The organism is Streptomyces sp. OZ13 (genome assembly GCF_052068155.1).
Lineage (GTDB): Bacteria > Actinomycetota > Actinomycetes > Streptomycetales > Streptomycetaceae > Streptomyces.
Window position 1 is genome coordinate 115950 of record NZ_JBQHCZ010000011.1, and the last position, 12760, is coordinate 128709.

The 12760-nt window shown below is 69.2% G+C and carries 15 protein-coding genes; 11 read left to right on the forward strand and 4 right to left on the reverse strand.

Translation table 11 applies throughout. The features are described 5' to 3' along the window. Positions 1-102 precede the first annotated feature (102 nt). Complete coding sequence (locus ACTMTU_RS23730) at positions 103-417, forward strand: hypothetical protein (RefSeq protein WP_441265501.1); 315 nt, start codon at positions 103-105, stop codon at positions 415-417. Between the two features lie 57 nt (positions 418-474). On the opposite strand, the gene ACTMTU_RS23735 is transcribed toward ACTMTU_RS23730, so the two are convergent. Continuing rightward, positions 475-1059, reverse strand: coding sequence for an isochorismatase family protein (locus ACTMTU_RS23735; protein ID WP_441265502.1), 585 nt, complete (start codon positions 1057-1059; stop codon positions 475-477). 208 nt (positions 1060-1267) lie between these two features. Beyond that, positions 1268-2596: a nicotinate phosphoribosyltransferase gene (locus ACTMTU_RS23740; protein WP_441265503.1), complete on the reverse strand. Its 1329-nt coding sequence runs from the start codon at positions 2594-2596 to the stop codon at positions 1268-1270. 110 nt (positions 2597-2706) lie between these two features. On the opposite strand from ACTMTU_RS23740, the gene clpS reads away from it, so the two are divergent. From clpS to ACTMTU_RS23780, 8 genes are all read left to right on the forward strand, one after another. Next, on the forward strand, positions 2707-3003 hold the full coding sequence (clpS, locus tag ACTMTU_RS23745; RefSeq protein ID WP_441265604.1) for an ATP-dependent Clp protease adapter ClpS: 297 nt from the start codon (positions 2707-2709) through the stop codon (positions 3001-3003). After that, the gene (locus ACTMTU_RS23750) at positions 3003-3596 is read left to right on the forward strand and encodes a DUF2017 domain-containing protein (protein WP_441265504.1); all 594 of its coding nucleotides are present in this window, start codon (positions 3003-3005) and stop codon (positions 3594-3596) included. Before clpS ends, ACTMTU_RS23750 begins: the two co-directional genes overlap by 1 nt. Before the next feature lie 309 nt (positions 3597-3905). Next, positions 3906-5357, forward strand: a complete 1452-nt coding sequence (locus ACTMTU_RS23755; protein WP_441265505.1) for an amino acid permease — start codon at positions 3906-3908, stop codon at positions 5355-5357. 80 nt (positions 5358-5437) lie between these two features. Further along, a complete protein-coding gene (locus ACTMTU_RS23760) occupies positions 5438-5860 on the forward strand; it encodes a Mov34/MPN/PAD-1 family protein (protein WP_005317009.1) in 423 nt (140 codons plus the stop codon). Positions 5861-6026: 166 nt separating this feature from the next. Beyond that, on the forward strand, positions 6027-6158 hold the full coding sequence (locus ACTMTU_RS23765; protein ID WP_307706644.1) for a putative leader peptide: 132 nt from the start codon (positions 6027-6029) through the stop codon (positions 6156-6158). 88 nt (positions 6159-6246) lie between these two features. Then, positions 6247-6525 carry a MoaD/ThiS family protein gene (locus ACTMTU_RS23770; RefSeq protein WP_441265506.1) on the forward strand — a complete coding sequence of 93 codons (279 nt, stop codon included), beginning with the start codon at positions 6247-6249 and terminating at the stop codon, positions 6523-6525. A gap of 6 nt (positions 6526-6531) precedes the next feature. Beyond that, complete coding sequence (locus ACTMTU_RS23775) at positions 6532-7482, forward strand: PLP-dependent cysteine synthase family protein (RefSeq protein ID WP_441265507.1); 951 nt, start codon at positions 6532-6534, stop codon at positions 7480-7482. A 228-nt stretch (positions 7483-7710) separates the two neighbouring features. Continuing rightward, positions 7711-8463, forward strand: coding sequence for an MBL fold metallo-hydrolase (locus ACTMTU_RS23780; RefSeq protein ID WP_441265508.1), 753 nt, complete (start codon positions 7711-7713; stop codon positions 8461-8463). 96 nt (positions 8464-8559) lie between these two features. Here the strand turns inward: ACTMTU_RS23780 and ACTMTU_RS23785 are convergent, their stop codons facing one another. After that, the gene (locus ACTMTU_RS23785) at positions 8560-9828 is read right to left on the reverse strand and encodes a PTS transporter subunit EIIC (protein ID WP_441265509.1); all 1269 of its coding nucleotides are present in this window, start codon (positions 9826-9828) and stop codon (positions 8560-8562) included. Positions 9829-10082: 254 nt separating this feature from the next. Then, positions 10083-11342, reverse strand: a complete 1260-nt coding sequence (locus ACTMTU_RS23790; RefSeq protein ID WP_441265510.1) for a PTS transporter subunit EIIC — start codon at positions 11340-11342, stop codon at positions 10083-10085. Positions 11343-11525: 183 nt separating this feature from the next. Between ACTMTU_RS23790 and ACTMTU_RS23795 the strand changes: the two genes are divergently transcribed. Both ACTMTU_RS23795 and rph read left to right on the forward strand, forming a co-directional pair. After that, entirely contained in the window at positions 11526-11813 is a 288-nt protein-coding gene (locus tag ACTMTU_RS23795; protein WP_268247311.1) for a PTS glucose/sucrose transporter subunit IIB, read from the forward strand. An 83-nt stretch (positions 11814-11896) separates the two neighbouring features. Then, positions 11897-12631 (forward strand): ribonuclease PH, encoded by a 735-nt coding sequence (gene rph, locus ACTMTU_RS23800; RefSeq protein ID WP_441265511.1) that lies wholly within the window; start codon positions 11897-11899, stop codon positions 12629-12631. Positions 12632-12760: the final 129 nt, after the last annotated feature.

Sequence of the window (12760 nt, forward strand, 5' to 3'; positions counted from 1 at the left end):
AGCACGATCGGCCGTCGCCCTCTAGCGGGCGGCGGCCGATCGTGTTTAGGTGCGTCTGACCGAGGTTCTTATTGACAGTGACTCACGGGGGAGTGGTTCCGCATGCCCGGCGGAGGTTATTGCAAGTTGCCAGGCGGCAGCGTCGTCGTCGCGATCAGCCTGCCGAGCCCGGCCGGGGGCGGTGCCACGGTCCGCTTCCTGGTCCACGCGGCGAACCGCGCGAGGGCGCTGACGCGGCTGCGGAACCTCGGCTTCAGGGCGGTGTACCTGCGGGGGAACACGGCACCGCCGACGCCGGACGAGATCACGGCGGTGCTGCACCACCCCGACGGTCTGCTGTGGCGTCCCGACCAGACCGCGGGCGCGGAACTCTGGCACCCGGCCCGAGCCCTCCTGCGCCCGGCCCGCCCGGCGTAGGGGCAGGCCCGGCGGCGGAGCCTCACATCGGTACAGCGGGAAGCGGGCGGGACCGCGTCACACCACCGGCTTGCCCGACAGGTCGACGCCCGCCTCCCGCATCTCCTCCAGCGCCCGCGCCGTCGAGTCCGCCGACACCCCCGCCGTCAGCCCGAGCAGCACATTCGTCCGGAAGCCCTCCCGCGCGGCGTCCAGCGCGGTAGCCCGCACACAGTGGTCGGTCGCGATGCCGACGACGTCCACCTCGGTGACGTCGCGGGCGCGCAGCCACTCCGCCAGGGCCGTGCCGTTCTCGTCCGTCCCCTCGAAGCCGCTGTACGCCGCCGCGTACGCGCCCTTGTCGAAGACCGCGGAGATCGCGCCGGAGGCGACGGCCGGTGCGAAATTCGGGTGGAATCCGACGCCCTCCGTGCCGGCCACGCAGTGCGGCGGCCACGAGCGGACGAAGTCCGGGTGGTCGGAGAAGTGGTCGCCCGGTTCGACGTGGTGGTCGCGCGTGGCGACCACATGGCGGTAGCCGGGCTGGGCGTTGCCGATCAGCTCGGTGATGGCGGCCGCGACATCGGCACCTCCCGCCACGGCGAGGCTGCCGCCCTCGCAGAAGTCGTTCTGAACGTCGACGACGATCAAGGCGCGGTGCATGGCGGGTGTCCTTCGGTGGGAGAGGGCGGACTGCGGACTGCGGACGGAAGCGGGGCGGACGGGCCGCACACGACCGCCGGCGCACAGGACCGGCGGCGAACAGAACTACTGAGCGTAGACACTCGCCACGCCGTACGGGAGGGGGTTGCGGCCGCGCGGCGGGTCGTCGTGCTCCCTGCCCCTTTACGGGTGGTTCATTCCGGCCTGCTCACACGTACTCGGTCGGGATGACCGCCTCGCCGCGCGACAGCTGGATCGCCGACATCGGCAGGCCCGCCCGCGCAGCGGCGTGCCGGGCGCGGGCCGCGTCCAGCGGTTCGCGGGCGACGACGTCGCCGCCCTTGACCAGCTCCACCAGCAGCTGCCGCTCCGCGAGCTCCGCGGGCACGTCGCCGACACCGACGACCTCGGCCTCCGCGATCCCGTCGGCGTCGAGACGGCGCGCGGCCCACTTGCGGCCGCCGACCGACATCTTGCCGCCCAGGGACTTCTTGGCGACTGGCTCGAGCGGCGCGGCAGTGTCCGTGGACCGGGCGCGGGCGACGAGCTTGTAGACCATCGAGCAGGTGGGGTGGCCGCTGCCGGTGACCAGCTGGGTGCCGACGCCGTAAGCGTCGACCGGTGCGGCGGCCAGGGAGGCGATCGCGTACTCGTCGAGGTCCGAGGTGACCACGATCTTGGTGTCGACGGCCCCGAGCTCGTCCAGCTGCTGGCGCACCCGGTGCGCGACGAGCAGCAGGTCGCCGGAGTCGATTCGGACGGCGCCGAGCTCGGGACCGGCGATGTCGACGGCCGTGCGGACGGCCTCGACCACGTCGTAGGTGTCGACGAGCAGCGTCGTACCCCGTCCGAGTGAGTCGACCTGCGCCTGGAACGCGCCGCGCTCGCTGTCGTGAAGCAGGGTGAAGGCGTGCGCGCTGGTGCCCACGGTGGGGATGGCGTAACGGAAGCCGGCCGCGAGGTCCGACGTGGAGTCGAAGCCGCCGACGTACGCGGCGCGTGCCGCGGCGACCGCCGACAGTTCGTGGGTGCGGCGCGCGCCCATCTCGATGAGCCGGCGTCCGCCCGCGGCGGCCGACATCCGGGAGGCGGCGGCCGCGATCGCGGAGTCGTGGTTGAGGATCGAGAGGATCACCGTCTCCAGCAGCACGCATTCGGCGAAGCTGCCCTCCACCCGGACGATCGGCGAACCGGGGAAGTACACCTCGCCCTCGGGGTAGCCCCAGATGTCGCCGCTGAAGCGGTAGCGGGCGAGCCACTCGAGTGTGGGCTCGTCGACGATGCGCTGTTCGCGCAGGAAGCCGAGGACGCCCGCATCGAAGCGGAAGTTCTCCACGGCGTCCAGGACGCGGCCGGTCCCGGCCACCACGCCGTAGCGGCGGCCCTCCGGCAGGCGTCGGGTGAAGACCTCGAAGACGGAACGCCGCTCGGCCGTGCCGGCCTTCAGCGCCGCCTGCAGCATCGTGAACTCGTACTGATCGGTGAAGAGCGCGGTCGACGGCACGTCCACCGGCAGCCCAAGGTCTGCTGTGTTCATGACGGTGATGCTAGCGCACATCTCGTCAATCTGACGAGATGTGCTTCCGGCGGGGCCGGGGGGCGTTTGTGCGATACGGCCTCCCGGGTGGCAGCATGGGTTGAGTGACGATGCCCGTAGAGATCGAACGAACCGAGTCGGCGGAGGAGGCGCACGCCGTCCCCGAGCCCGATGTGCCCTGGGTGACGCTGGTGCACAACGACCCGGTCAATCTGATGAGCTACGTCACCTACGTCTTCCAGGCCTATTTCGGCTACTCGAAGGACAAGGCGCACAAGCTGATGCTCGACGTCCATCACAAGGGGCGCGCCGTCGTCTCCAGCGGTACCCGCGAGGAGATGGAGCGTGACGTGCAGGCGATGCACGGATACGGACTCTGGGCCACGCTCACCCAGGACCGCGGCTGATGAGCTCTCACTTCGAGCCGCTCGACGGCGGCGGGGCCGCGGTCGCCCTGGACGAGGTGGAGATCGCCATCCTGCGCTCCCTCGCGGTTCAGCTCCTCGAACTCATCGGTCCCGGCGACGAGCCGGCCGAGGGGGCGGACCCGCTGGCGGCCCTCTTCGCGGAGGGACCGAGCGAGCCCCCGTCCGATCCCGCGCTCGCGCGCCTGTTCCCGGAGGCGTACGCCGATCCGGAGGCGGGAACGCCCGACGAGGAGCTGAGGGCCGCCTCCTCCGAGTTCCGGCGGTTCACCGAGAACGACCTGCGCACCCGCAAGCGGGAGGACGCCCTCGCCGTCGTGCGCAGCCTCGACGCCCTCACCCCGGCGGGTGACGGCGGCGCCGTCCTGAAGCTGGCGGCCGACGACTGTCTGCACTGGCTCGGCGCCCTCAACGACCTGCGGCTGACCATCGGCACCCGTCTCGACGTCGGTGAAGAGGACGAGAACGAGGACCTCTACCGCCTCCCGGACTCCGACCCGCGCAAGCCGATGGTCATGGCGTACCTGTGGCTCGGAGCGCTGCAGGAGACGCTCGTCGAGACCCTGATGCCCTGAGCGCTCCGTTCGCTCAACGGACTCTCAAATCCGGATAACGATCCCGTCAACGGGGCGTCACCGTTCCTCACGCGGCGGGTCGTTTGTCCGTATTTTCCTGTGGTGTGCGCCACTCTCCAGCCAGTGGATCACTGCTGCCGTCGTGATAGACCTTCACGACCGCTCGGGGAACGCCACCCCTGTCCCCCGAGTGCGCCCCGTCCGGCCGACCGCCGGAGGCACTCCATCCACATCCGGGGGGATCAGGACCTGATCCGCGGCCGCTCGACGAAGCGGGAGCGGATCGGCATGGAGAAAGGCGCATCACCAATGACCTCGGTACAGGTCGACAATCACGCCGGCGACGAGGCCGGGGGCAACACCTCTCAAGAGGGCTACGAGCGCGGACTCGGCAGCCGTCAGGTCCAGATGATCGCCATCGGCGGTGCCATCGGCGTGGGCCTGTTCATGGGAGCCGGCGCGAACATCGCCAAGGCCGGACCCAGCATCATCCTGATGTACGCCCTCGCGGGCGTCGTCATCTTCTTCATCATGCGAGCACTCGGTGAGCTGCTCCTGTACCGGCCCGTCTCCGGCTCCTTCGCCGAGTACGCGCGCGAGTTCCTCGGCCCGTTCTTCGGCTATGTCACCGGCTGGACGTACTGGCTGATGTGGATCGTCACCGGCATGGCCGAGCTCACCGCGGCGGCCATCTATATGCACTTCTGGTTCCCCGAGATCCCTCAATGGGTCAGCGCACTGGTCTTCCTGGTGGTGCTCTTCGGCGTCAACCTGATCTCGGTGAAGATTTTCGGCGAGGTCGAGTTCTGGTTCTCGATGGTCAAGGTCACCGCGATCATCGGCATGATCGTGATCGGTCTCGGCGTCCTCACCCTCGGCTTCTCCGACGCCGGTGACACCGCATCCGTCTCCAACCTCTGGTCCTACGACGGAATCTTCCCCAACGGCATCGGCTCCAGCCTGATGACCCTGCAGGGCGTCATGTTCGCCTACCTCGCCGTCGAGCTCGTCGGCGTGACGGCCGGCGAGTCGGAGGACCCGGAGAAGACCCTCCCCAAGGCGATCAACACGCTGCCCTGGCGCATCATCATCTTCTACGTCGGCGCCCTGGTCGTGATCCTCTCCGTCGTCAAGTGGACCGAGTTCTCCGCGGGGCAGAGCCCCTTCGTGCACGCCTTCGAGAAGATCGGCATCCCGCTCGCCGCTGGCATCGTCAACTTCGTGGTGCTCACCGCGGCCCTGTCGTCCTGCAACTCCGGCATGTACTCCACCGGCCGGATGCTGCGCGACCTCGCCTCCAACGGAGAGGCGCCCCAGGCGCTCGGGAAGCTCAACCGCCGCCGCACGCCGGCGGTCGGCATCGCGGTCTCCGTCACCCTCATGGGCATCGGCGTGGTCCTCAACTACATCGTCCCGGAGAAGGCCTTCGGGTATGTGGTGTCCGTCGCCACCGCGGCCGGAATCTGGACCTGGATGATGATCCTCGTCAGCCACATCCGCTACCGCTCGGCCGTGGACGCCGGACGGCTGCGCGCCTCGTCCTTCCCGGCTCCGGGCGGCGCCCTCTTCAGCTGGGTCGCCCTGCTCTTCCTCATCGGCGTGACCGGCATGGTCGCCTTCGACGAGGCGGGCCGGATCTCCCTGTACGTCGCCGCCGTCTGGGCCCTGGGCCTCGCCGTCGGCTGGCAGGTGCTGAAGCGGAACAACCCGCGCGTCGTCGAGCGGGCGGCGCAGCGGGAGTACGCGGCGAAGTCCGACTGACGACGGCGCGGTCCACCGCTCGTCTCAACTGATGGCCTCCGGATCTCGGATCCGGAGGCCGTCTGCCTATCCTGTGGCCCATGCTGACCATCACCCAGGCCCTCTTCGACCAGATCGTCGCCCACGCCCGTGAGGACCACCCGGACGAGGCCTGCGGCGTCGTCGCCGGACCGGAGGGCTCCGGCCGTCCCGAGCGCTTCATCCCGATGCTGAACGCGGCCCGTTCGCCCACGTTCTACGAGTTCGACTCGGGCGATCTGCTCAAGCTCTACCGCGAGCTGGACGACCGGGACGAGGAGCCCGTGATCATCTACCACTCGCACACCGCGACCGAGGCGTACCCCTCCCGCACCGACGTCAGCTACGCCAACGAACCCGGCGCCCACTACGTCCTGGTCTCCACGGCGGACACCGACGATGCCGGGCCCTTCCAGTTCCGCTCGTTCCGCATCGTGGACGGCGAGATCACCGAAGAGGACGTGAAGGTCGTGGAGGCGTACTGAGCCTCCGCCGCGGGCGCCCGATGGGCCGGTCCGGCTGCGCCGCGCACCCCGGCGCAGAGCGGGACGAACCCCCTCTGGGCGCCCGCGGTCCGCATCCTGAGCGCATAACGTCCATCATGCGAGATCACACTCCGGGGGGCGGACCGGGAATCGATACGATGAGCGCATGGTTCCCCATGACGTGAGCGACAAGACGCCGAGCACTCTGCTGCTCGTGGCGCGGCTGCACGTCGACCTGTGCCGCCTCGCCAGCGCGATGTGTACGGCAGCGCCCTGTCGTTCCCACGGCACAGCCTGACGGAACAGCGCACTCCAGCCACACCCCCTCGCGCGGGGGCCCACAGCCGCGCGCCCCTACGCCACCTTCCACCACAGGAGCCCACGTCATGGCCATCGAGGTCCGCATCCCGACCATCCTCCGCACCTACACCGGCGGCGCCAAGGCCGTCGAGGGCAACGGGGACACCCTCGCCGAGCTCCTCGCCGACCTCGAGTCCCGTCACAACGGCATCCAGGAGCGCATCGTCGAGGGCGACCAGCTGCGCCGCTTCGTGAACGTCTACCTGAACGACGAGGACGTCCGCTTCCTCGACGGCATCTCCACCAAGCTCGCCGACGGCGACAGCGTCACGATCCTGCCGGCCGTCGCCGGCGGCATGGTCTGATCGCTGATGCGATACGACTCCCCGCTCGCGGCCGTAGGCAACACGCCGCTGGTCCGGCTCCCGCGGCTGTCGCCCTCCGACGACGTCCGGATCTGGGCCAAGCTCGAGGACCGCAACCCAACCGGCTCGATCAAGGACCGCCCCGCGCTCCACATGGTCGAGCAGGCGGAGAAGGACGGCCGCCTCACCCCGGGCTGCACCATCCTCGAGCCCACCAGCGGCAACACCGGCATCTCGCTGGCGATGGCGGCCAAGCTCAAGGGCTACAGCATCGTCTGCGTCATGCCGGAGAACACCTCGCAGGAACGGCGTGACCTCCTGAAGATGTGGGGCGCCGAGATCATCCCGTCCCCCGCGGCCGGCGGCTCCAACACCGCCGTACGCGTCGCCAAGGAGCTCGCCGAGCAGAACCCGTCCTGGGTGATGCTCTACCAGTACGGAAACCCGGACAACGCCGGCGCCCACTACGCCACCACCGGCCCGGAGATCCTCGCCGACCTGCCGTCCGTCACGCACTTCGTCGCGGGCCTCGGCACCACCGGCACCCTCATGGGCGTCGGGCGCTACCTGCGCGAGAACAAGCCCGACGTCAAGATCGTGGCCGCGGAACCGCGCTACGACGACCTCGTGTACGGCCTGCGCAACCTCGACGAGGGCTTCGTCCCCGAGCTGTACGACGCGTCCGTGCTGACCACCCGCTTCTCGGTCGGCTCGGCGGACGCGGTCACCCGCACCCGCGAACTCCTCCAGCAGGAGGGCATCTTCGCGGGCGTCTCCACAGGCGCGGCACTGCACGCCGCCATCGGCGTCGGGAAGAAGGCCGTCAAGGCCGGCGAGTCCGCCGACATCGTGTTCGTGGTGGCCGACGGCGGCTGGAAGTACCTGTCGACGGGCGTCTACACCGCGGAGACGACGGAAGCGGCGATCGAGACACTCCAGGGCCAGCTCTGGGCATGACCCGGTCGGGGTCCGCCAAAGGCGCGCAGGGCTGAACACCCGAAGACCGTGAGCGGTCACAACTTCATACGAACCAGGCGATGTCACCCCTCGTTCCCGGCCCGGGACGGGGGGTGACGTTACCCACAACACGGGGCGGCTGAGGAGCGACCGGCCGTTTCGCGCCTTACGCTCGACGCACCGCACGACCTTCCCCCAGCCCTCCCCGTCAACGGAGGTTCCAGCTCCATGAAGCTCACCGTCGTCGGCTGCTCCGGGTCGTTCCCGTCCGCGGAATCGGCCTGCTCGAGCTACCTCGTAGAGGCCGACGGCTTCCGGCTGCTCCTCGACATGGGCAACGGCGCCCTCGGAGAGTTGCAGCGCCACTGTGGTCTCTACGATCTCGACGCCATCTTCCTCAGCCACCTTCACGCGGACCACTGCATCGACATGTGCGGGTACTTCGTCGCCCGCTACTACCGCCACGACGGCGGCCGCTGCGCACCCATCCCGGTCCACGGCCCCGAGGGCACAGAACAGCGTCTGACCACGGCCTACGCCGACACGCCCTCCGCCTCCTCCATGAGCGAGGTGTTCGACTTCCAGACCCTGAAGCCGGGGCACTTCGAGATCGGCCCCTTCTCCGTCTTCACGGAGCGACTGGCGCATCCCGTCGAGGCGTACGGCATCCGGCTGGAGCACGGCGGCAGGACGCTGACGTACTCGGGCGACACCGGTGTGTGCGACGCGCTCGACGACCTCGCCGCGGGCGCGGACCTCTTCCTGTGCGAGGCGTCCTTCACGCACGGCAAGGAGGACATCCCGGACCTCCACCTCAACGGCCGGGAGGCCGGGGCCTACGCCCGGCGCGCGAACGCGGGCCGGCTGGTCCTGACCCACATCCCGCCGTGGACGGACCCCGGGCAGACGCTGCGCGACGCCCGGGCGGTGTACGACGGCCCGACGGAGGTCGCCCGTCCCGGCGCGGTCTACGAGATCTGACGCCCGGCCGGCCCACCGGGCCGGGCCGCGGAGCAAAGGCCAAGGCCCCTGCCCTCCCGACGGAGGACAGGGGCCTTGGCCTTGGTGACGCGAGGACTACTTCGCCTCGGCCTTCTGCAGCTCGGCGAGCTCCTCGTCGGACTCGCGGCCCGGCGTGGGGAGGTTGAACTTGGTGATCGCGAAGCGGAACACCACGTAGTAGACCGCCGCGAAGCAGAGGCCGACCAGGGCCAGGCCCCACGGGTTGGACGCGATACCGAGGTTGAGCAGGAAGTCGATCGCGCCGGCGGAGAAGCCGAAGCCGTCCTTCATCCCGAGCGCCCAGGTCAGCGCCATGGAGACACCCGTCAGCACGGCGTGGATCGCGTACAGCACCGGCGCGATGAACATGAAGGTGAACTCGATCGGCTCGGTCACACCGGTGACGAACGAGGTCAGCGCGAGGGAGAACATCATGCCGCCGACGACCTTGCGGCGCTCGGGGCGGGCGCAGTGCACGATCGCGAGGCAGGCCGCCGGGAGGGCGAACATCATGATCGGGAAGAAGCCGGTCATGAACTGTCCGGCCGTCGGGTCGCCGGCGAGGAAGCGGGCGATGTCGCCGCTCTTGCCCTCGTAGGAGCCGGCCTGGAGCCACGGGAACGAGTTCAGCAGGTGGTGCATGCCGACGGGGATCAGGGCCCGGTTGGCGACACCGAAGATGCCCGCGCCGACCGCGCCGGAGCCGACCAGCCACTCACCGAGGTTGTGCAGACCGGCGCCGAGCCACGGCCAGATCAGGCCGAAGACGATGCCGATGACCAGACCCGCGAAGGCGGAGAGGATCGGGACCAGGCGCCGGCCGCCGAAGAAGCCCGCCCAGTCGGGCAGCTTGGTGCGGTAGAAGCGCTGGTACAGCAGGGCGACGACGATGCCCATGACCACACCGCCGAGGACACCGGCGTTGACCGGGGCCTCGTTCATGACGATCTTGCCGTCGGCGACGGCGGCGACCTTCGGCAGGTTGCTGTCCGTGAACTGGGCCAGCACGCTCTTGAAGACCAGGTAGCCGGTCACGGCAGCGAGCGCGGTCGAACCGTCGGACTTCTTCGCGAAGCCGATGGCGATGCCGACGGCGAACAGCAGCGGCATGTTGTCGAGCAGAGCGCCACCACCGGCCGCCATGTAACCGGCGATCTTGGTGATGAACTCGGGGAACGACTCCTTGCCGAGCATGTCCGCCTGGCCGAAGCGCACCAGGAGCGCGGCGGCGGGCAGCACGGCGACGGGCAGCATCAGGCTGCGGCCGATGCGCTGCATGACAGCCATCACGCCTGCGCCCGTCTTCTTCTTGTCCGCCTCTGGGGCGGCGCTGGCCGTGGACATCAACTTCCTCCAGTGGGCAAGGCGCCGCCGGAGGACAGGACTACGGGGAGGGCGGCGTCTCAAAAAAGGGGAATGCGGCCTGTGGTCTGGACCGCATGGTCTACACCATTGAGTGGTGTAGACCTGTTGTAGCACGGTGAGGGTTAGATAAGGAACCTGCGAATTTTCCGGACCCGATAACGATCCGGTCAATGCGCGCAAAAGGCCTCCGGGAGCCGGGCACCCGGAGACCTTCCCTGCCTGGTCGGCGGCCTCTACCTGGTCGCCTCCCGGTCCATCTCCTCCTGGATCTCCTCCGGCTCGCGCCCAGGTGTAGGGATGTTGAACAAAGTGATCGCCAGCCGGAAGACCACGTAGTAGACCACCGCGAACCCCGCGCCGATCGGCAGGATCAGCCACGGCTTCGTATCCAGGTGCCAGTTGACGACGTAGTCGATCAGGCCCGCGGAGAAGCTGAAGCCCGCGTGCACCCCCAGTGCCCACGTGATCGCCATCGACGCCCCGGTCAGCAGCGCATGCAGCCCGTACAGCAGCGGCGCCACGAACATGAACGAGAACTCGATCGGCTCCGTCACGCCCGTCACGAACGACGTCAGGCCGACCGAGAACATCAGGCCGCCCACCCGCTTGCGGTGTTCCGGCCGGGCGCAGTGGGTGATCGCCAGGGCGGCCGCCGGGAGACCGAACATCATGATCGGGAAGAAGCCCGACATGAAAAGACCCGCGTCGGGGTCCCCCGCGAAGAAGCGGGTCAGGTCGCCCTGCACCACCGTGCCGTCCTCGCCCTGGTACTCACCCGCCTGGAACCAGAAGAACGTGTTCAGGAACTGATGCATACCGACCGGGATCAGCAGCCGGTTCGCGACGCCGAAGATCCCCGCGCCCCAGGCCCCGAGGTCGATCAGCCGCTTCGAGAAGGCCGTCAGCGCGTCGCCCACCGGGTCCCAAAGCAGACCGAACAGCACACCCAGCACACAGCAGACGAACGCCATGATGATCGGGACGAGCCGGCGCCCGTTGAAGAAGCCCAGCCAGTCCACCAGCCGGGTGCGGTGGTACCGCTGCCAGATCACGGCCGTCAGCAGACCGATCAGGATGCCGCCGAGCACCCCCGGGTTCTGCGGAGTGCCGTCCGGCATCGCCTCCGTCACCGTGCCGTCGACCGGGAAGGCCCGCAGGACGTTGTAGTACACGAGGAAGCCCGCCACCGCCGCGAGGGCGGTCGAACCGTCGGCCTTCTTCGCGAAGCCGATCGCGACGCCGATGCAGAACAGCAGGGGCAGGCCCAGGCTGCCGTCGAGGATGCCACCCCCGCCCTTGATCAGGACCTCCGCGGTCCGATCCCAGAACGGGCCGTCCAACGAGGCGTCGAACAGGTTGCCGAGGCTGACCAGCAGACCCGCCGCGGGCAGCACGGCGACCGGGAGCTGCAGGCTGCGGCCGACCTTCTGAAGCCCTTGGAAGAGTCCGTTCCACCATTTCCGCCGCGGCGCTGCCGCGCTCTCGGTGCCCATCGGCTTCCTCCCGGAACAGGCCTGGTTTGGCAGCTGTTGCAGACTGGTGTAGACCAGTCGCGATACGGTCCTGGGGCCCGGTCGCGAGACAGGGCACCGGTGATCGTCATCTTTCGATACAAGACGGTTACTCGCCCGTGAAGATGGGCCAACCGTGCGTTACCGTGACAACCCGGACCTACGGTGGGCCGAGGCGGTGGGCCGGACGCTCAACGCTCCGAACGCAGGGAGAAAGACATGGCCAGCAAGGCTGAGAAGATCGTCGCCGGGCTCGGCGGAATCGACAACATCGAGGAGATCGAAGGCTGCATCACCCGCCTCCGTACCGAGGTCGCGGACCCCAGCCTTGTCGACGAAGCCGCCCTCAAGGCCGCCGGCGCCCACGGCGTCGTCAAGATGGGTACCGCCGTCCAGGTCGTCATCGGCACCGACGCCGACCCGATCGCCGCCGACATCGAAGACATGATGTGACCTGAGCGGACACCGACGCACGAGGGGCCTGATTCCGACCGAGCGGAACAGGCCCCTCACCCATCTGCCGATAGGCTCGGCCCATGTCTCGCATCGACGGCCGCACCCCCGAACAGCTCCGCCCCGTCACCATCGAACGCGGATGGAGCAAGCACGCCGAGGGCTCCGTCCTCATCTCCTTCGGAGACACCAAGGTCTTCTGCACCGCCTCCTTCACCGAAGGCGTCCCCCGCTGGCGCAAGGGCAGCGGCGAAGGCTGGGTCACCTCCGAGTACTCCATGCTCCCCCGCTCCACCAACACCCGCGGCGACCGCGAATCCGTACGCGGCAAGATCGGCGGCCGCACCCACGAGATCAGCCGCCTCATCGGCCGCTCCCTGCGCGCCGTCATCGACTACAAAGCACTCGGCGAGAACACCGTCGTCCTCGACTGCGACGTCCTCCAGGCCGACGGCGGCACCCGCACCGCCGCCATCACCGGCGCCTACGTCGCCCTCGCCGACGCCATCGCCTGGGCCCAGACCAAAAAGATCGTCAAGCCCGGCCGCAAGCCCCTCACCGGCACCGTCGCCGCCGTCAGCGTCGGCATCGTCGACGGCACCCCCCTCCTCGACCTCTGCTACGAGGAGGACGTCCGCGCCGAGACCGACATGAACGTGGTCTGCACCGGCGACGGCCGCTTCGTCGAGGTCCAGGGCACCGCCGAGGCCGAGCCCTTCGACCGCAAGGAGCTCAACGCACTCCTCGACCTCGCCACCGGAGGCTGCGCCGACCTCGCCGCCCTCCAGGCCGAGGCCCTCGGACAGAGCGCCCAGTAGCCCTGCCGAAAGACGCGATTCCTGCCCGCCAGGACAACCCGCGGACAGAAACCGCCAGGTAAAGAAGCAACCAAGAAGCCCCCACGGGGCGTCGTAGTCGATACGGGCGCACGGGCCGAACCGTGCGCC